Source organism: Tessaracoccus antarcticus (genome assembly GCF_003688855.1).
Taxonomy (GTDB): domain Bacteria; phylum Actinomycetota; class Actinomycetes; order Propionibacteriales; family Propionibacteriaceae; genus Arachnia; species Arachnia antarctica.
This window is the reverse complement of the sequence record NZ_REFW01000002.1, coordinates 303811-322323: the sequence shown is the minus strand read 5'-3', so window position 1 is coordinate 322323 and position 18513 is coordinate 303811. Positions and strand designations below refer to the sequence as shown.

Genomic DNA, 18513 nt, shown 5'->3' with positions numbered 1-18513 from the left:
TGGCATCGGGATTGTGCGTGAGCGCTTGGTCTGCTCGACAGTTGTCAGGGGTTCCGTGGATCTGGTGCATTGAGAAGACGCGGAACCGCCACAATCCGGTCGTCGCCCGGGTGTGGATTGCCGCGGCCGTCGGTGTTGTTGGTCATGACCCACAACGCGCCGTCGGGCGCCACCGCCACGTCCCGGAGACGGCCATAGGTGCCGTCGAAGACATCGCGCGACGAAGAGGGGTCGGACACATCAACGCCGCGCAGCCGCTGGCCCCTGAGGTTGGCGATGTAGAGGGTGCCGTCCAGATACGCCATCCCGCTGGGGCTGGCCTCGCCCGGGGTCCACTGCTGGACCGGGTCCACGAAGTCGGCATGTCGGGCGATGCCCTCCACCACCGGCCAGCCGTAGTTGTTCCCGGGTTCGATGATGTTGAGCTCGTCCCAGGTGTTCTGGCCGAACTCTGTGGCGAACATGGTCCCGTCGGAGGTCCACGCCATTCCCTGCACGTTGCGGTGACCCAACGACCAGACGAGCGAGCCCTCGAAAGGGTTGCCGGGAGGCACCGCTCCATCCGATGTCATGCGCAGGATCTTCCCGGCAAGGCTCTGCCTGTCCTGGGAGCGTTGGGGAACCCCCGCATCGCCGGCGCTGGCGTAGAGCATGCCGTCGGGGCCGAAGGCGATGCGGCCGCCGTTGTGGGTGCTGGACTTGTGCAGGCCCTCAACAATGACCGTCTTCTCTCCCAGTGCCAGGTCCCCGGGCGAGCCGGCCAGGTCAAAGCGGACGATCCGGTTGTCCCGTGCGGTGGTGTAGTAGGCGTAGAGCATCTTCTGCTGGTCCACGGCCAACCCGAGAAGGCCTCCTTCGCCTCCTGCACGGACGTCGCCGATGACGCCCACCTCCCTCGCGGTGCCGTCCGCACCCAGTTCCAGGATGCGGCCTGAGTCCCGTTCGCTGACGAGCGCCACACCATCCACAAAGGCCACCGACCACGGGGCGGTCAGCCCGGTGGTGACGTCCTTCGGACTACTCATCACAGGGGACGGCTGTGCTGTCGTGGTGTCAGTGCCGGATGTGACGGGGGCCTGTGAGGTGGTGGACGTGGGCGCCACCGGTGCCGACGTCGCGGGAGCCTGCAGCGGCGGGATCATCGGTGTGGTGTCACCGCTGCATCCCGTCAGGCACAGGACGAGCACCGCCATCGATGGGCAGAGTTTCCGCAGTCCGGAAGCCATGGACAATCCCCTCCACTCAGGTGGGCGAAACCCCATGCTAACCCTCGTCATCGAACGAACTTGCCTGGAACCCTTGTGGGAAAGCGACCGAGAGCGCAAAATCTAACGTACGGATGACACGCGGCGACTGCAACGGTAGGTGGATGTGATGAAGGATTCGGGCCAGTACGACTTCCTCCCGCTCCTGGGGCGCGGGAAGCACCGCAACCCCCGCAGGGGCGCTTGCTTCATGGAACTCGCCTCCTACCTGGCGGGGGAACGGTGGAGCGACAGCCCCACGTGCACGCACCGGTTGCTGGCCCACATGGCGCGACTCGTCAACGACTTCACCGACGACGCCCAGCGCCCGCTGCTGGCACCACTGATCCCGTCCGTCATCGGCCTGCAGAGCAGCGATCCCCGGTGGGATCACGAGCTCGCGCTCCTTGCGGCTGCGCATGCGCTGCCCGTGGCCGCCGAGTCCAGCCAGCGATCACTCGCCGTCGGCATGCTTGCCTGCGAACGGCTCTACGCAGAAGTACAGGGACGCCCGTCCGGGAGCCTGTCGGCGAGAACACGACAGGCTTTCGCCGAGGTTCCGTTGGCCGAAAAATGGGCCCGCTCGTTCATGGCAACGTCCCGGACCACGGGGAGCCAGTCCCCCGGCGCACCGGTGATCGAATGCGCCACACGGTCCATTGCCTTCGCCTGCGTGCCTGACCCGGATGCACGGCTCCGCGCCCTCCTCATCGAGGCCATCGACCTGTGCCGCGAGCTCTCGGGCCGAGACGCCGTCCACGAGACACGCCTCACGCGGGACGACTGGTCGCCGGTGTGTCAGCCTGTGCGCGTCTGATCGGAGCACACACCGTGGCGCCAGCGCTGCGGAACCAGACCCCGCACCACTGACCGGGCGTCGATGGTCTCGTCACATCAAGCTCACGGGGTCGCCGCTGCCTCCTCTGCCTCCATGGCTGCCACGAAGTCGTTCTTGCTTGCCTGCCAGGCGTCCTCCGTGTAATCGGTGCGCCAGTACCCGGAGATCGACACCTGCGACTTGTCCATGCCACGCTCCACGAACAGGTAGCGGCGGAGATCCTTCACCATGTGCGCGTTCCCGTGGACGAAGGCCTGGACCGTCCCAGCCATTGCAGGAGCGTTGCGGACCGCCTCCGCCAGGGTCACTCCATGCGAGTGCCCCTTCCGGTGAATCCAGTTCACCGTGGTGTGGGCGGTGGTGGGGAGTTCCGGACGGTACTCCTCGCTGTCCACCTCGACGAACACCTCGGCAACAGCGTGCTGCGGCAGCGCCTCCAGCGTCCTCGCTATGGCAGGGACCGCTGCCTCATCACCCACCAGGAGGTGGGAGTCCACGCCGGGGTCGGGCATGAACTTGCCTCCAGGGCCCCGGAAGCCGATACGGGCGCCCGGCTCCACCGACGCGGCCCACGGTCCGGCCAGCCCGTCGGCACCGTGGACGACGAAGTCGATCGTCATCACGTTGGTCTCACGATCAAAGGAGCGGATCGTGTAGGTGCGTGTGACCGGCCACTGCTCCCGCGGCAGCGTGGCGCGGATCTGTTCCTGGTCGAATGGCCAGCTGTAGGTGGCCCCCAGGGGCGGGAAGAAGAACTTGACGTAGTGGTCGGTGTACTCGAGCGGCGGCATGCTGCGCAGGGCGTCACCGGAGAACTGCAAACGCACCATCCCCGGCGTCAGCCACGTGACGCTCACCACCTCGGCCTCCCTGACGGCCTTCTTGTCGGGCTTGATGCTCACCTGGTCAGTCATGCGACTAAGGCTACCCTTACCCGGCGGCGGTGGCCATCGGGGACGAAGGACCCCACCCGCACACCAGCACCTCCCGAGGCAACTATCCACCGTTGACAAAGCACTGTCAGGCGGGAGACGCTGGGTGTCCGGCTGAATCGCGCCCATCACACTGCTGTCCTCGGGCGCCGCAATCAGAGTGACCATGCCGATCGCCCACCGTGGCGTCCCGGCCCATCGTCAACCAGGAAGAGGGAACACACCATGACCACAAACCGAGTAGTTGTCTACAAGGGCCCCGGCGAAACTGCAGTGGAGTCCATCGACTATCCGAAGCTGGAGCTCCCCAGCGACGTCGTCAGCGGATTGGGCCTGAAGAAGAAGGCGCCACATGCCGTCATCCTCAAAATCGTCACCACCAACATCTGCGGCAGCGACCAACACATGGTGCGCGGCCGCACCACCGCCCCGATCGGGCAAACCCTGGGCCACGAGATCACCGGTGAGGTGGTGGAGGTGGGCGACGACGTGCTCTTCCTCCGCGAGGGCGACATCTGCTCCGTTCCCTTCAACATTGCCTGCGGGCGCTGCCGGATGTGCAACGAGCGCAAGACGGGCATCTGCCTGAACGTGAACCCGGCCCGCCCCGGCGCCGCCTACGGCTACGTGGACATGGGTGGGTGGATCGGCGGCCAGGCAGAATACGTCATGGTTCCCTTCGCCGACTTCAACCTCCTGAAGTTCCCGGACCGCGATCAGGCGCTGGAGAAGATCCTCGACCTCACGATGCTGTCCGACATCTTTCCCACCGGATTCCACGGGGCCTACACGGCGGGGGTCACCACTGGATCCACGGCCTACATCGCCGGGGCGGGCCCCGTCGGTCTCGCTGCGGCCTTCTCTGCTCAGATACTGGGCGCGTCGACGGTCATCGTCGGCGACATGAACGCGGACCGCCTGCGGCAGGCCGAGAGCTTCGGTTGCGAAACCGTCGACCTCAGCTCCGGCAACGATCTGGGCGAGATGATCGCTCAGATCCTGGGGGAGCCGCTGGTGGACGCCGCCGTCGACGCCGTCGGCTTCGAGGCCCGCGGACACGGTGCTGGGGCGGCCGAAGCGCCCGCCACCGTGCTGAACGACATCATGACCGTCGCGCGTGCCGGTGCCGGACTGGGCATCCCGGGACTGTACGTGACGGGAGACCCGGGTGCGGTGGACGATGCCGCCAAGGCCGGGCGCATCGGCGTGGACCTGGGCACGGGTTGGGCGAAATCGCACTCCTTCACCACGGGGCAGTGTCCCGTCAAGAAGTACAACCGCCAGCTCATGAACCTCATCCTGGCCGACAAGGCCAACATTGCGAAGGCCGTCAACGCGAAGACGATCTCCCTTGACGAGGCACCGGAGAGCTACAAGGCCTTCGACAAGGGCGCGGCCACGAAGTACGTCATCGACCCGCACGGCATGGTGGGCTGAGCCTCCACCCGACACAGAGAAATCCCTGCCCGGTCACCCGGGCAGGGATTTCTTTGTGCTGCTGTGGAGCTAAGGAGATTCGAACTCCTGACCTCTTCCATGCCATGGAAGCGCGCTACCAACTGCGCCATAGCCCCGCTGCCGCCTCAGCGACTCGGCAATGTTAGCGCACCAGAGGACACCATTACCAATCGCGCAACTGGGTATCCACGTTGTGCGCCACCAGCCATGTTGCCTGTTCAGCGAATGCAACCTCGGACCAGTGCGCGTTCCCCAGCGACCCGAGGACTCTCGCACCGGCGGGCAGGCCCAGAAGGTGTTGCAGCAGCTTCGAGAACAGGAAACCGTGCCCCACCACGAGGACCTCCTCGCCCCGGTGGCGCTTCAGGATCCTGTCGATGGCCGGCGTCGCCCTCTCAAGCATGTCGGCCTCCGTCTCCCCGGATGCCGAGCGACGAAAATCCCGACCCTCCGTGTACCACGCCGCGTATTCGGGGAACTCCTCCTCCACCTGCGAGCGCGTCTTACCGCTCCAGCTGCCCACGTTGATCTCCTGCAGGCGTTTGTCCATGGACACATCCAGCCCCAGAACATCGGCGACGGCGCGGGCCGTCACGGCCGCACGCTGCAGGTTCGAGGAGTAGACGGCGGAGAACTCCCGTGTGCTCAGCGCATGCGCAGCAGCCTGCGCCTGCCGCAGCCCGACCCTGTCGAGCTCGACGTCGGCCTGGCCCTGGAGTCGCCTCGTGTCATTCCACGCGGTGCGTCCGTGCCGGAGGAGGACCAACTTGGTGATGCTCACGATGCGTCGTCGTCGGCTTCCGGTTCGTGCTGGACAATGTCGAGGGGAATCTGCGGGCAGTCCTTCCACAGGCGCTCGAGGTTGTACAGCGACCGCTCCTCGGTGTGCTGCACGTGCACGACGAAGTCCACGTAGTCCAACAGCACCCAACGGTTCTCCCGGTCACCCTCCCGGCGTGCGGCCTTGCGTCCGACCTTGTGCAGGGCCTCCTCCACACCGTCGACGATGGCAGAGACCTGCCGCTCGTTCTTGCCGGTGGCGATCAGGAAGATGTCGGTGATGGTCAGCTGCTCGCTGACGTCGAACGCGACGACGCTGGTACCGAACTTGTCTGCTGCCGCCTGCGCGGCGACGGTGACGGTGCGGATGGCTTCTTCAGTGGCTGTCAACTTCGGACTCCTGTTTCGGGGTGGGGGTACAGGCCACGTTTGGCGATGTACTGCACGATGCCGTCGGGCACGAGGTACCAGATGGGTGCGTTCTCGCGCACCCTGTGTCGGCAATCGGTGGATGAGATCGCCAGGGCTGGGATCTCAATGAGTGTCACACGGTCGGCGGGGAGATGTTTCAGGTCATCGGCCGTCATGGGCACACCGGGTCGGGTGACGCCCACGAAGTGCGCAAGGTCGAAGAGCTCGTCGGCTCCGTACCAGGTCAGGATCTGGCGGACGGCGTCGGCTCCGGTGATGAAGAACAGGTCCACCTCCGGGCCCCGCTCCGCGTGCAGATCCTTGAGGGTGTCGACAGTGTAGGTGTCACCGTCGCGGTCGATGTCCACGCGGGACACCGAGAATCGCGGATTGGACGCGGTGGCGATAACCGTCATCAGGTAGCGGTCCTCAGGCATCGAGACCTCACGGTCGCGCTTCTGCCACGGCATGCCGGTGGGGACGAAGACCACCTCGTCCAGGTCGAACTGGGCCGCCACTTCACTGCCAGCCACCAGGTGGCCGTGGTGGATGGGGTCGAACGTACCGCCCATGACGCCGAGGCGGTAGCGTCGCCCGCTCGTCGTATGGGCGATGCCCAGTTCGGTACTGGTCACTTGGAGTTGGGCCTGCCCGATCCCATGCCGACGACCCAGGCCAGTGCAGCCATCAGGCCGGCGAAGGCCAGGATGCCCGCAACGATGGTGGGGACGGCGGGCCCGGACGACTGCGCGGTCTCAAGAAGCGTGATGATCATGGGTGGCATCCTAACGCGAGGAGGCGTCCGGACCCGCGCTCACGCGCGAATCTGGCCGTCGCCCTCCACCACGTACTTCGTCGACGTCATCTCCTGAAGACCCATGGGCCCCCGTGCGTGCAGCTTCTGGGTGGAGATCCCGATCTCCGCCCCGAACCCGAATTCGCCGCCGTCGACGAAACGGCTGGAGGCGTTCACCAGCACGGCGGCGGCATCCACCTGCGCGACGAACGTCCTGGCCGACGTCTGGTCGCGGGTCACGATGGTCTCCGAGTGACCGGTGGTGTGCTCGCGGATGTGCTCCAGTGCTTCCGCCAGGGAACCCACCTCCTTCGCGGCGAGATCCATGGACAGGTACTCGGCGTCGAACTCGTCCGGGGCGGCCGCGACGATCGAGGCATCGCGTGCCCGCGTGGCATCGTCGCCGTGCACCGTCACGCCCGCCTCGGCGAGGGCGGGCAGTGCCTTCGCCCAGAAGTCGGCCGCTGTGTCGCGGTGAACCAGCACCGTCTCCAGTGCGTTGCAGACGCTGCACCGCTGCGCCTTGGCGTTGATCATGATCGCCACCGCCATGTCCAGGTCCGCGGAGGCATCGACGAACAAATGGCAGTTGCCGGTACCGGTCTCAATGACCGGGACCTTGGCGCCGTCAACGACCGCCTGGATCAGGCCCGCCCCACCGCGCGGGATGAGTACGTCGACGAGTCCACGGGCGGCCATCATCTCGCCGGTGACCTCACGCCCACCCTCCACGAGGTGGACGGCGTCGGGGCTGAGGCCGACAGACTCGAGCCCTCTCCGCAGGGCCGTGACGGTGGCGCGATTGGTGTTGAGGGCAGAACTGGACCCGCGAAGGAGCGCTGCGTTGCCGGACTTCAGGCAGATGCCAGCCGCATCGGCCGTGACGTTGGGGCGTGCCTCGTAGATGATGCCCACCACACCGAAGGGCACCCGCACCTGTGTGACGGACACGCCATTGTCGAGCTTCCAGCCCCGCACCACGTCGCCGACGGGATCGCCGAGAAGCGCGAGGTCACGCAGCCCCTCCACCATGCCTGAGAGGCGAGCAGGGTCCAGGCTCAGGCGGTCGATGATGGCGTCGCTGGTTCCGGAGGCGCGCGCCGCGTCCACGTCGACGGTGTTGGCGGCCAGAACCTCGGACTCGGCGGCGGCGAGGGAATCAGCCATCGCCTGCAGTGCCTGGTCCTTCTGGGCGCGGGTCAGCATCTGGAGATCAAGGCTGGCGCGTCGCGCAGCTCGGGCCTGGTCCGTGAACGTCATGCGGGGCAGTCTAGGCCAGCGCGTCCGCCGGCTCAGTTTCCCGGCTGGCGCCCCCGCCGGTGGTGGGACCTTGCCCTCTTCCCCATCGCCTGTGCGCCCAGTACCCGACGTTGACCGCACACAGGGCGCCCATGGTGGCGGCGGAAACAGTGATGGCGAGTTCCCACACCAGTACTCCCCAGATGAACCACAGCGCCTCCACGAGGAACGCCACGAGCAGGTACACGGGCGAGACCCCCGACAATCTCGTGGCGCGATGCATGGAGCGCAGCTGGGACAGAACGCCGATGGCGTAGGGCAGCGCAACGAGGATGCCGAACACCACGGGCCCGAGCCACAGGTCAACGCAGATGAGCGCCGCCACCAGCAGGGCCACTACGATCTGCTTCCCCCAGAAGGACTGTCCGCGGTCCCTCGTGATCATGACGACCACCAGCAGGCTGAGGACGAGCACCACAATGTTGGGCCACTGCAGTTGCGGCTGCTGCACGAGGTAGCCGTGAAAGGCCCAGGCGGCCGATGCCGCCGCGTTGAGCTGGAACAGGGAGAGCGACAATCCTTCGGTACGCCGCACCCGGAACAGACGCACCAACTGCGGCAGGGTGGAGGACATGCCGAGCGCGGCCGCGAGCCAGCCTAGAAGGTCGAGCGGGGTCATGGACGCTGTGCCTTCGTGAGTGGGTGTGACGCCGGCGGGCGCCACCGCCAGCATGCCCCGCCCATCAACTCCGAACGAAAACTTGCGCTGCAGGTGCGATCGTTCGAACACATCCGGCGAATGCACGGCAATGTATACATGAAATAACCAGTTGGCATACAGTGGCCCTGGGAGTTGAGTCACATGTCGCGAATCACCGGAGCCGAGCGCGTATACCAAGCCGTCTACGCCGATATCCAGGGGCGGGTCCTGCGTCCCGGAGAGGTGGTGCGGGAGGACATGCTGGCGAAGCAGTACGGCCTGAGCCGGACCCCGGTGCGGGAGGCGCTGCGACGGCTTGTCCAGGATGGGCTCTGCGAGAAGCACGGTTCCGGACTGCGCATCAGCCTCCCCACCCTCGACCAGGTCCATGAGATCTATCCGATCGTCTCCGTGCTGGAGGGCCTGGCCGCCCGGCTCTGCGCCGAGCAGATGACCTCGTCGACGCTGGAGGAACTGGAGTCTCTGGACGCCGGGATGCGGGACATGTCAGCGGCCGGTGACACGGCAGCGTTCGTGGAGGCCAACCAGCAATTTCACGACGTCATCCTGATGACTTCCAACAACGCCAGCCTCGTCCAGACGGTGCAGCGCCTACGGCTGATCACGCTGGCCCTGCGCCGCTACCAGTTGCGCATCGGCTCCCGCATGGACCAGTCCAGCGGTGAACACCGCGTGCTCATGAACGCATTTCGCAGCCGGGACGGCCCTGCGGCCGAGGAGGCCATGCGTCGCCACGTCGACTCCGGTCACCACATCCTGGTCACGGCACTGTCCCGCGACGCACTGTTTGACCCGCACGAGGAGCCCACCCCTGGGCCCGATGTCCACACGCAAGAACCCGTTGATCCCAGCCATGAGGAGTAGAGATGACAGCAACACAGACGGTGACCCCGTACGACCTGCACGGGGACCTGATCGAGGCCTGTTCATGCATGGGCCCCTGCCCCTGCTGGGTGGGTGACGACCCCGACGACGGCCGGTGCAACAGCTTCACGGGCTACCACTTCAACTCCGGCACTGCCCGCGGGGTGGATGTTTCCGGCATCACGACAGTCAGCCTCGTGCAGATCCCCGGCAATGTCGCGGACGGGAACTGGCGTGAGGTGATGTTCATCAGCGACAACGCCACCGACGAGCAGCAGGAAGCACTCATGGACGCCCTGCAGGGCCGCCTCGGTGGGCCTCTCGCCGACCTGGCGGCGCTGATCACCGACCGTGTCGCCACGTACAAGGTTCCCATCGAGTACACGATCTCCAACGGCACCGGCGTCGTGAAGGTGGGCCACCCCAGCGGGGAGGGCTTCGCCATCGACGCCCTCATGGAGCCCTACCGGGGGCCGGACGGCTCCCCCACCAAGCTGGTGAACTCCTCGTGGAACACCATTCCCGGCAACGAGGCACTCGTCGGCAAGGCATCCCACAACACGATCGCCATCCCGGAGCACCAGATGGAGTGGGCCTACGAGAAGCGCAACTCCATCCAGGGCCTCGACTTCCACCTGTTCTACGCGGGCGATTGATGTCGGCAGACCTCACGGACGCCCCGTCGACGACGCGTACGAGGCGCTTCCTCGTGCCCGTCGTCGTCGGGGTGCTCGCCACTATCGTTCTCACGGCGGGGGCGCTGGCCCGGCCGGAGCTGGCCCCAGTGCTTGCCGGGTGCGTGCTGCTCGTGGTGGGCTTTGCCGTGATGGCGCCCTGCTCCGTGCAGATGGCTCTCACCATGTCCCGAGTGGTGACGCGCACACAGGACACTCGTCGACACGGCATCCGCACCTCAGCCGGACTGTTCGCAGTCGGCTACGTCGGGTTCTATCTTCCTTTCGCAGTACTTCTGGGCGGTGTGGCCCGCCTGCTGGGCGACTGGGCGTGGATCGCGGTGGCACTGGGCGCGGTGGCGTCGCTGCTGCTGGGTCTTTCCGCACTGGGAGCCGTCAACCTGGGTGCATTGTCTCGCTGCCGCGGACCACTGTGGCTCCTGCGCTCCGGACGTGCCTCGTTCCGCCGTCCGGTCCGGGCCGGGATGGCGTTCGGACAGTACTGCGCAACCTGCTGCGGCCCCTACATCCTGGCCATTGCTGTGCTGGCGGGCGGCAGCAAGAACTTCACCCTGGGCGCGGGCATCGTCGCCGGCTACGCGGTGGTGATGGCCATTCCTTTCCTGGCACCTGCCGTCCTCGCACCGGAGACGTACGCGCAACTGGGGGCCAAGGCATCCCGCGTGGCACCGCTCGTGGAGCGGACCACAGGTTTCATGCTCGTTGGGCTGAGCCTGGCACTGGTCCCGGTCGTCGTGGCTGCGGCGGTGGGGTGACATGGGCGACGTGGTGGGGGTGATCGCAGCGGTGACCGGAGTTGTTCACCTGCCTGCCCACTCCGGCCATGAGCATGACGTGGCCTATGGGTGGGCCGTCGAGCCGCTGCCCCTGATGGGACTGGTGGTGGTTGCACTGGTCTACGCGGGGCTGGCCGTGGCAGCTCACAGGCGGGGGCAGTCCGTGTCGCCAGGGCGGCTCGTCCTGTTCGCCGCCGGACTGGCAGTGGTGGTCGTGGCGTTGTTCTCCCCCATCGACCCGTACGGCGAGGCCCAATCCCCGGCCGTGCACATGATCCAGCACGAGATGCTGCTCATGGTGGCTTCGATCCTGATCGCAGCCGGGTTGGAGCAGCGCCTCGTGATGCCGGTGTCCCGCCTCCTGTTGCGCCCCGTCCGGTCGCACACGCGGCCGGCCCGGCTGTGGCGGCGAATATTGCTGACGGTGGGCAGCCCGTGGTTCGCCGTGGGCGTGTGGTCGGTGGTCACCCTCGGATGGCACCTGCCGGTGATGTACAACCTGTCGCTGGCCAACAGGACGGTCCACAACATCGAGCACTTGAGCCTGCTGGGGGCGGGAATCCTGTTCTGGGTGGTACTCATCGGGCGACTCCCGTCCCTCCACCACACCACCACCCGGGAGCGCGTGGGCGCCCTCGCCGTGGCCATGGCCGTGGGCGGGGTGGTGGGCGCAGCATTCATCTGGTGGCCGAGCCTGCTCTACACCGGTTACCTCGACGCGCGCCCCTGGTTCGGCCTGTCACCGTGGGACGACCAACGGCTGGCCGGGTTCATCATGATGGTCGTGGACATGCCCCTCCTGCTGGGCGCGATGCTGGTCATCGCCGGGCGCTGGGCGCGGCGCGAGCTCCGGTCGGACGAGCCCCACAACCCCGGCACCCTCCCGTTGATGGCCAGCGGGAAACCCACTACGACGAGGAGCCCACACCCCCATGCCTGAGTACCTGAAGAGCGGCCGGGAAGCGGGTACCACCACCGACCCGGCAGTGCAGGCCCGCGTGGCTGAGATGCTCGGCGACATCTCCGCGCGTGGCGAGACGGCGGTCCGGGACTTCTCCCGCGCCCTCGACCACCACGACCCGCCCAGCTTTCGCATCAGCGATGACACCATCAACGCCGCAATCCGGCACGTGGCTCCCGAGTTGCGCGCCCACATCGACGCCGCACACGCATCTGTCGGCGCGTTCGCCCGCGCACAACTCGCCTGCCTGCAACCGCTGGAGGTGGAGATCGCCCCCGGTCAGGTGCTGGGCCACCGGCTGTTGCCCGTGCGTTCGGTGGGCGCCTACATCCCCGGCGGACGGTACCCGCTGATCTCCTCCGCGCTCATGAGCATCCTCACAGCCAAGACGGCCGGCGTGGAGAAGGTGGTGGCCATGACTGCCCCCACACCCGAGGGCGGTATCCACCCACCCACCCTGTACGCCATGCACACGGCCGGCGCCGATGAGATCTACGCCCTGGGCGGCGTGCAGGCACTCGGCGCCCTGGCCTACGGCGCGCTGAAGGGTCTGGAACCCGTCGACATGATCGTCGGCGCCGGCAACGCCTTCGTGGCAGAGGCGAAGCGCCAACTGTTCGGACGCGTGGGCATCGACCTGCTGGCGGGCCCCACGGAAGTACTCGTCATCGCCGACGACACGGCGGATGCCCGCACCGTCGCCATTGACCTGTTGGCCCAGGCCGAACACGGGCCCACGTCACCGGCCGTGCTCATCACCACCTCACGAGCGCTGGGCATGGCAGTGCTGGAACACATCCCGGCCATCGTGGACTCCTGGCCCACCGGTGACGTTGCCGGTCAGGCATGGGCAGACCTCGGAGTGGTCGCGGTGGTGGACTCGCCAGAGGAGGCCGTCGAACTCTCCGACGCCTACGCCAGCGAGCACCTCCAACTCCAGGTGGCCGACACCGTCTGGTACGAGGAGCGCCTGCGCAACTACGGCACCGTGTTCTCCGGCGAGGAAACCACCGTGGCATACGGTGACAAGGCCACGGGCACCAATCACACGCTGCCCACGAACGGCGCCGCCCGCTACACCGGCGGGCTGTGGGTGGGGAGCTTCATCAGGGTGTGCACGTTCCAGAGGCTGAGCCCGGAGGCCAGCGTCCGGGTGGGACGGCACACCTCCGCGATCTCCACTGCCGAGCGGATGTTCGGGCATGCGGCCTCAGCAGACATCCGCGTCGAGAAGTACCGGCGCCCCATGATCAACATCTGACCCGTGACCCGCCCCTCCGACCAAGGGTGGAGGAACAATGATCGCGTTGCCGGAGGCCGCGATCAGCTGGCAGCGTCAACCGCTGTGATGGTGGCGGCTTGGGCTGGTCGAATCACCGCGCTGCCACGCGCCAGTCGGTGAAGGAAGTAGATGAGATTGACCAGAGAAAGCAGCCCCAACAGCGATGCGCACACCGTGATGGAGGTCTCGCCGTAGATGATCCCCCAGACGAGCCACAGTCCTTGGACTCCGAACGTCACGGAAAGGAACGGCAGCGATACCCCCGACAGGTCGCGCGAGGACTGCATGGTCCGCAGCTGCGAAACCTGCCCCACCACGAAGGGTGCCGCCACCACGAACCCGAACACGAGGCCACCAGCCAACAGGTCCATACCGAACAGGGCCACGGAGATCACGGGTGGCACGAGAAGCGCCGGGAACAGGGACGAGCCACGATCCTTCAGGACAATGACGCACACCGCCATGCTGCTGATGGCCAGCACCATGTTGGGGTACTGCATCTGCGGCACGCCCACCATGAACCCATGCATCGTCCAGGCCCCGGCGGCGGCCGCATTCAGCTGGAAGAGCGTCAGGGAAACCCCGGCGCTCGAGCGTGTGCGCAACAGTCGGAGGAGTTGGGGTAGGGCTGAGGCCATGCCAAAGCTGGCGGCCACCCATCCGAGGATGTCCAGAGCAGTCAATTGCGGTGATGTCCTTGGCAGAGCTGACGGGTCCCGGATCGGCGAACTCGGGACGATCCCAGCCTATCCCACCGCCCTCCGCGCCTGACAGCGGGGAGCACCCTGCTGGTCCCGGGGTCGGAAAAGGGGCGGCACCCGGCTGGTTTCCCAGCCGTGCGCCGCCCCGGTTCTCACTCAGTTGCGCTCAGGAGCTCAACTGAACTTCACGATGTTGTTGAATCGCCATCCCCATTGCCACGTGAGGGTGGTTCCCGAGGAGGACGAAATCGAGACAACCGTGCCTGCCCACATGAAGGAGCGACAACCGTTGCGATCCGAAAGGTCCGTGTCGCACTCCGTGCGCCACGTGCTGCCGTCGTCCGCCTGCCAGGTATTGGTGCTGGCGAGCGGGTTACCCCCCACAGCGCCCGGGGTGCCCGAAGGTAGGTGAGGTTGTTGAATGTCCAGCCGTTGGACTGGATGAACGTGCCGTTCACCTCCGCCACCGTGGACCAGAGTGGTTTCCATGGAGGCGGTGCGGAAGGTGGTCGAAACCGGCCGGGCCCTCGCCAGTGGTTCGCCAAGAGCGCCGGGGCAATCCGTCGCCCACAAGCATGCCCGCGAAATGGGATCGTTCACACGGGCTGTCGCCCCCGAAACGCCGACGTCACGAACCAGCCCTGCGATTCCCGTTTCCGGGCGCAGCAGGAGGGCGACCCGCGGTACCGGGTCCTACTCGCGGACGAGTACGAGGGCAAGGCTGGGAGCCAGGAACGACGCCAGGAACAGCGGCAGGAACCGCTTTCCCGTGCACCGGAAGGCGACGACCCCGCCTTCGGCGGCTTCACATGTCACGATGCGGCTCGAATTCCTCCCCTCCCGTATCTGGAGGGTGTGGGAGCCGGAAGCGACTGGCACTTCGATCGTGCCATGCATGTGGACAGACCCCACACGCACTGCGTCTACGACGACCTCGTAGTCACCGCGACGAACCTCCGCGCCGATTGCCTTGTGTGTGAGCCTCAGCGTCGCGGACATTGTCGTTCCTCTTCTGTCTGGAGGACGTGTGCCCCGAGAGTCCGGCGACGAGGTCGCACGTCACCCTCGAATTGTAGCTCCGGGCACATTCCCCTGGGTGTCCACAACGGCCACACGCCCCGACTTCATCGACATGTCCGGGGCCGTCCCCTACGCACACTGTTGTCGACGCCGTCGAGGCATTTCGGTACCGACCACCAGTTCCGGGGTCAGCTGATGGAAACCTGGGACTTGTCGAAGGCCACGTAGCCGCTGTAGTCGCGTCCAACGCGATCGAACGATGCCGGATACGGCGTGGGATAGCTCCAGGCGGCGTCGTGATGCGTCGCCCCACCCGCCGTGACGTCGTGGTACTGCGCCTTGCCCTTCCACGGGCAGGTGTATGGAGTGGGGCTGTCGGAGAACGACTCGCTCATGAGCGAGGACGGCGGGAAGTAGCGGTTGCCCTCGATGCTGATGAGGTCCTGCTCGGGCGCCTCAGCGACGACCACTCCATTGATCGATACCTTCATGTTCGTGTCCTCTCGTGAGCCCGGCCCTTGGGTAGACCCTCGCTCGGGTGATCGAGGTGGGTATGGCCAACAGTAGTCCGGCGCGGACCGAATCCCACCGACACTTCTTCGGCGGCAGGAATGAGCCGGGCACCGTGTGAGCCGAGGCGCAATCACCGCAGAAGGGCTCTGCCCGGAGACGGCTTGGGGAGGCGGACTGAGGTGGATCGCAGCGCGGGCGCCGGGGCCGGGGCCGTGTGCCAGAAGTCGAATCATCGGCGACGGCCGGGCAGCCGCCACCCCGCCTCCCCCGCCTGTTCCAGCCAGCCCAACTCAACAAGTTCGTCGACGCCGGCGAGGCATTCAGGAACCGATAATCCCGTCCGCGTCATGAAGTCGCTCACATTCACCTCCTCCTTGGGCGCCACTGCCTCCCGCAGCACTCTGAGCCGCTCCGGCAACCGGTCCAAAGGCCGATCCTCGCCCTGCAACGGCAGTTCCAGTTCCGGCTGGAATGGGGAGAGCAACTCGATCACCTCAGCCACCGACGTCACGAGCGTGGCGGTGGCCTCCCGGATCAGGCGATGCGGGGTTACCGAGAGCGACGACGTCACCGGGCCCGGCACCGCCATCACGTGCCTCCCCAGCACCGCGGCCCAGCTCGCGGTGTTGCGGGCACCGGAGCGGGCGGCCGCCTCCACCACCACGACACCATCGGTCAGTGCCGCGATCAGGCGGTTGCGCGCCAGGAACGCAGCCTTCAGGGGTCGGCATCCCGGCGGCGCCTCGGATACGACGGCACCCCGTGCAATCACCCCCTCCATGAGGCTGGTGTGCGCCACCGGGTAGGCAGAGTCCACGCCGTTGGCCAGTACCGCCACCGTCTCGTGCCGCGCTGAGAGCGCCCCACGATGTGCGGCAGCGTCGATCCCGAACGCGAGCCCGGAGACCACCACGCGACCCGCGAGCCCCAGATCTGCCCCGAACTCGGTGGCCACGTGGTTCCCGTAGGAGGTGGAGGCCCGTGCTCCGACGACCGCCACCGAACCCGCCAGCTCATCCAGCCGGACCGTGCCCCGCACCCACAACCCCAGGGGCGGCCCGCCCTGCCCGGACAACCGGGCGCCGACCAACAGATCGAGGGAGTCAGGCCACTCCTCATCGCCGGGCACGACGAAGCGGGCGCTGCACTTGTGGGTGTCGGACACCAGTTGCCCCGGCTCGATGATGGAAGCACGGCGCCCCCATGTGCTCTCTGCGTCACGACCAAGAATCGCCTCCCACACCTCCACGGCGCCGTGGACGGCCACCAGTTCCGAGAGTTGCGGGTTACCCAGCGACTGCAGCGCGCACAGCGACATCCTGGCGCTGCGCTCGTCCATGACAGTCACGTCAGCCCACCCTCGCCAGTTCGCCCTGCCGCATGAGCATCGCCACCCGCAGATTGCCGGTGCCGATGCGATCCTCCCCCTCCAGATCCGCCAGCGTCCACGCGAGACGCAACACCTTGTCCACCCCTCGGGCACTGAGCGTGCCGTTGGACAGCCCCCGCTCCAACGGCCCCAGGTCCTCGGGCAGGGGAAGATGCTTGCGGAGATAGGAACCGGGCACCTCCCCGTTCGTGCACCACGGCGTTGCCATCAGCCGGTACTGCTGCCGGCCCCTCGCCTCCATCACCCTCGTCAACACCTGGACACTGGTCTCCGGGGGCTCGTCCGAGTCGGCAAGGAATGCCCGTGTCAGAGGCAGCATGTGGTGACGGATGTCGATGCGATCCAGTATGGGTCCGGACAACCGCTCGCGGTATCGACGCACCGTCATGGCCGGGCAGGTGCACTCCTTGCCCACCACACCCGAATACCCGCAGGGGCAGGGATTGGCGGCGAGGATGAGCTGGAACCGTGCCGGGTAGCGCACCACCTGGTTCACCCGGCCAATGGTCACCCACCCGTTCTCCAACGGCGTCCGCAACGCGTCCAAGGTCCGGCTTCCGAACTCCGGGGCCTCATCGAGGAACAGGACTCCTCGGTGGGCCAGAGAAATGGAGCCTGGGCGGATGTCGCGGCCTCCGCCACCGATGAGGGACGCCATGGTGGAGGTGTGGTGGGGATCCGAGTACGGCGGGCGCACCAACAGCCCGGACTCCAGTCCGCGACCCGCCAGCGAGTGCAGTGCGGAGACCTCGATGGCATCCTCATGCCCGAGATCGGGAAGGATCGAGGGCAGCCGCGACGCCAGCATGGTCTTGCCCACCCCGGGCGCACCGTGCAGGAACACGTGGTGTCTGCCGGCAGCGGCCACCTCCATGGCCCACTTGCCGTCGCTGTGGCCCTGCACGTCCGCGAAGTCCGACGGTTGCTGGTCCACCTCCTCGTCCGGCTCACATGTCTCGGGCGCCAGAGCAATGGGACGGCCATGCATCAGGTCCACCATCTCGTGGAGGTGCCTGACCGGCCAGATGGTGAGTCCGGGCACCAGCGAGGCCTCCCGCGCCTGGCCGTGCGGCACGATCACCCGCTGGAAACCTGCCCGCGACGCTGCCAGCATGGCCGGCAGGATCCCCCGCATACGACGCACGTTCCCGTCGAGACCCAACTCGCCGAAGAACATCGTGGATTTGACCATCTCGGAGGGCACCTCCTCGGTGGCCGCCAAGATGGCAGCCGCGATGGCCAGGTCATAGTGGGACCCGTTCTTGGGAAGGTTCGCCGGCGACAGGTTGATGGTCAGGATGCCTTTGGGGAACTCGTACGCAGCCCCACTGATGGCTGCCCGCACCCGATCCCGGGCCTGCAGCAGCGCCGCATCCGGCAGCCCCACCAGTGAGATCTTCGGGAGGCCCTGCCCGGTGGCGGCTTCCACCTGTACCGGGGATCCCTCCAGCCCGGACAGGGACACCGACCAGGCGCAAGCGATTCTCACGCCCCGATCCCCCGGACGTGTGTCACCTCGGGCTGACCGCCGCGTGGGAGGAGGACCCCCATGGCGTCCAGGCGGATGTTGCGGACCCGGGGTGTGGTGACGCGCAGCCAGAGGGTGGCCAACTCCCTCAGCTTGGCCTGCTTGCGCCAGGTGATGGCCTCCAGCGGGTCACCGAACGCCGTGCTGGAGCGGCTCTTGACCTCCACGAACACGATTGCCCTGGCGGCCTCGTCCCACGCGATGATGTCCAGTTCGCCCGCCGGACATCGCCAGTTGCGTTCGATGATGCGCCAGCCAAGCGTCTCCAGGTGCGCGGCGGCAATGTCCTCGCCGTGCACGCCGAGGGCCGCAGCCCGCTGATTGATGGCCATGGGTCCCACCTCCGCAAGCCAGTGTGGTCACG

Annotated in this window: 21 protein-coding genes and 1 tRNA gene; 7 read left to right on the top strand and 15 right to left on the bottom strand. The window is 66.9% G+C overall.

Going from position 1 to position 18513, the window contains the following annotated elements; translation table 11 throughout:
• Positions 1 to 44 precede the first annotated feature (44 nt).
• The gene (locus EAX62_RS08815; RefSeq protein ID WP_199711214.1) at positions 45 to 1226 is read right to left on the bottom strand and encodes a PQQ-dependent sugar dehydrogenase; all 1182 of its coding nucleotides are present in this window, start codon (positions 1224 to 1226) and stop codon (positions 45 to 47) included.
• Positions 1227 to 1374: 148 nt separating this feature from the next.
• On the opposite strand from EAX62_RS08815, the gene EAX62_RS08810 reads away from it, so the two are divergent.
• The gene (locus EAX62_RS08810; protein WP_199711213.1) at positions 1375 to 2061 is read left to right on the top strand and encodes a hypothetical protein; all 687 of its coding nucleotides are present in this window, start codon (positions 1375 to 1377) and stop codon (positions 2059 to 2061) included.
• Between the two features lie 83 nt (positions 2062 to 2144).
• Here EAX62_RS08810 and EAX62_RS08805 read toward each other — a convergent pair whose 3' ends face one another.
• Positions 2145 to 2996: a siderophore-interacting protein gene (locus EAX62_RS08805; RefSeq protein WP_121901313.1), complete on the bottom strand. Its 852-nt coding sequence runs from the start codon at positions 2994 to 2996 to the stop codon at positions 2145 to 2147.
• A gap of 243 nt (positions 2997 to 3239) precedes the next feature.
• Here EAX62_RS08805 and fdhA point away from each other — a divergent pair, with 243 nt between their 5' ends.
• The gene (gene fdhA, locus EAX62_RS08800; RefSeq protein ID WP_121901312.1) at positions 3240 to 4451 is read left to right on the top strand and encodes a formaldehyde dehydrogenase, glutathione-independent; all 1212 of its coding nucleotides are present in this window, start codon (positions 3240 to 3242) and stop codon (positions 4449 to 4451) included.
• 64 nt (positions 4452 to 4515) lie between these two features.
• On the opposite strand, the gene EAX62_RS08795 is transcribed toward fdhA, so the two are convergent.
• From EAX62_RS08795 to EAX62_RS08770, 7 genes are all read right to left on the bottom strand, one after another.
• A tRNA-Ala gene (locus tag EAX62_RS08795) sits at positions 4516 to 4588 on the bottom strand.
• Between the two features lie 47 nt (positions 4589 to 4635).
• Positions 4636 to 5253 (bottom strand): histidine phosphatase family protein, encoded by a 618-nt coding sequence (locus tag EAX62_RS08790; protein ID WP_158600602.1) that lies wholly within the window; start codon positions 5251 to 5253, stop codon positions 4636 to 4638.
• Positions 5250 to 5642, bottom strand: coding sequence for a ribosome silencing factor (gene rsfS / locus EAX62_RS08785; protein WP_121901310.1), 393 nt, complete (start codon positions 5640 to 5642; stop codon positions 5250 to 5252). The genes EAX62_RS08790 and rsfS overlap by 4 nt, the downstream gene beginning before the upstream one ends.
• Positions 5639 to 6298 carry a nicotinate-nucleotide adenylyltransferase gene (gene nadD, locus EAX62_RS08780; protein ID WP_121901309.1) on the bottom strand — a complete coding sequence of 220 codons (660 nt, stop codon included), beginning with the start codon at positions 6296 to 6298 and terminating at the stop codon, positions 5639 to 5641. Before nadD ends, rsfS begins: the two co-directional genes overlap by 4 nt.
• Positions 6295 to 6438 carry a hypothetical protein gene (locus tag EAX62_RS16705; RefSeq protein ID WP_158600601.1) on the bottom strand — a complete coding sequence of 48 codons (144 nt, stop codon included), beginning with the start codon at positions 6436 to 6438 and terminating at the stop codon, positions 6295 to 6297. The genes nadD and EAX62_RS16705 overlap by 4 nt, the downstream gene beginning before the upstream one ends.
• 39 nt (positions 6439 to 6477) lie before the next feature.
• Positions 6478 to 7719: a glutamate-5-semialdehyde dehydrogenase gene (locus tag EAX62_RS08775; RefSeq protein WP_121901308.1), complete on the bottom strand. Its 1242-nt coding sequence runs from the start codon at positions 7717 to 7719 to the stop codon at positions 6478 to 6480.
• Between the two features lie 10 nt (positions 7720 to 7729).
• Positions 7730 to 8377 carry a PQ-loop repeat-containing protein gene (locus EAX62_RS08770; RefSeq protein WP_158600600.1) on the bottom strand — a complete coding sequence of 216 codons (648 nt, stop codon included), beginning with the start codon at positions 8375 to 8377 and terminating at the stop codon, positions 7730 to 7732.
• Between the two features lie 183 nt (positions 8378 to 8560).
• Between EAX62_RS08770 and EAX62_RS08765 the strand changes: the two genes are divergently transcribed.
• Genes EAX62_RS08765 through hisD form a run of 5 tightly spaced genes read left to right on the top strand, consistent with a single transcriptional unit; the run spans position 8561 to position 12976 of the window.
• The gene (locus tag EAX62_RS08765) at positions 8561 to 9283 is read left to right on the top strand and encodes a GntR family transcriptional regulator (protein WP_121901306.1); all 723 of its coding nucleotides are present in this window, start codon (positions 8561 to 8563) and stop codon (positions 9281 to 9283) included.
• Between the two features lie 2 nt (positions 9284 to 9285).
• A complete protein-coding gene (locus tag EAX62_RS08760) occupies positions 9286 to 9939 on the top strand; it encodes a DUF1326 domain-containing protein (RefSeq protein WP_121901305.1) in 654 nt (217 codons plus the stop codon).
• Positions 9939 to 10733: a copper chaperone gene (locus EAX62_RS08755; RefSeq protein ID WP_121901304.1), complete on the top strand. Its 795-nt coding sequence runs from the start codon at positions 9939 to 9941 to the stop codon at positions 10731 to 10733. Before EAX62_RS08760 ends, EAX62_RS08755 begins: the two co-directional genes overlap by 1 nt.
• A gap of 1 nt (position 10734) precedes the next feature.
• Positions 10735 to 11694 carry a cytochrome c oxidase assembly protein gene (locus EAX62_RS08750; protein ID WP_121901303.1) on the top strand — a complete coding sequence of 320 codons (960 nt, stop codon included), beginning with the start codon at positions 10735 to 10737 and terminating at the stop codon, positions 11692 to 11694.
• Positions 11687 to 12976, top strand: a complete 1290-nt coding sequence (hisD, locus tag EAX62_RS08745) for a histidinol dehydrogenase (RefSeq protein ID WP_121901302.1) — start codon at positions 11687 to 11689, stop codon at positions 12974 to 12976. Before EAX62_RS08750 ends, hisD begins: the two co-directional genes overlap by 8 nt.
• A gap of 62 nt (positions 12977 to 13038) precedes the next feature.
• On the opposite strand, the gene EAX62_RS08740 is transcribed toward hisD, so the two are convergent.
• The 6 genes from EAX62_RS08740 to EAX62_RS08710 all read right to left on the bottom strand — a co-directional run bounded on the left by EAX62_RS08740 (position 13039) and on the right by EAX62_RS08710 (position 18481).
• The gene (locus tag EAX62_RS08740; RefSeq protein WP_121901301.1) at positions 13039 to 13680 is read right to left on the bottom strand and encodes a PQ-loop domain-containing transporter; all 642 of its coding nucleotides are present in this window, start codon (positions 13678 to 13680) and stop codon (positions 13039 to 13041) included.
• Positions 13681 to 14391: 711 nt separating this feature from the next.
• The gene (locus EAX62_RS08730; RefSeq protein WP_121901299.1) at positions 14392 to 14697 is read right to left on the bottom strand and encodes a hypothetical protein; all 306 of its coding nucleotides are present in this window, start codon (positions 14695 to 14697) and stop codon (positions 14392 to 14394) included.
• 209 nt (positions 14698 to 14906) lie between these two features.
• Entirely contained in the window at positions 14907 to 15209 is a 303-nt protein-coding gene (locus EAX62_RS08725) for a DUF427 domain-containing protein (protein ID WP_121901298.1), read from the bottom strand.
• Positions 15210 to 15460: 251 nt separating this feature from the next.
• A complete protein-coding gene (gene dprA / locus EAX62_RS08720; RefSeq protein WP_121901766.1) occupies positions 15461 to 16570 on the bottom strand; it encodes a DNA-processing protein DprA in 1110 nt (369 codons plus the stop codon).
• 10 nt (positions 16571 to 16580) lie between these two features.
• Positions 16581 to 18110: a YifB family Mg chelatase-like AAA ATPase gene (locus tag EAX62_RS08715; RefSeq protein ID WP_121901297.1), complete on the bottom strand. Its 1530-nt coding sequence runs from the start codon at positions 18108 to 18110 to the stop codon at positions 16581 to 16583.
• On the bottom strand, positions 18107 to 18481 hold the full coding sequence (locus tag EAX62_RS08710) for a YraN family protein (RefSeq protein ID WP_121901296.1): 375 nt from the start codon (positions 18479 to 18481) through the stop codon (positions 18107 to 18109). The genes EAX62_RS08715 and EAX62_RS08710 overlap by 4 nt, the downstream gene beginning before the upstream one ends.
• Positions 18482 to 18513: the final 32 nt, after the last annotated feature.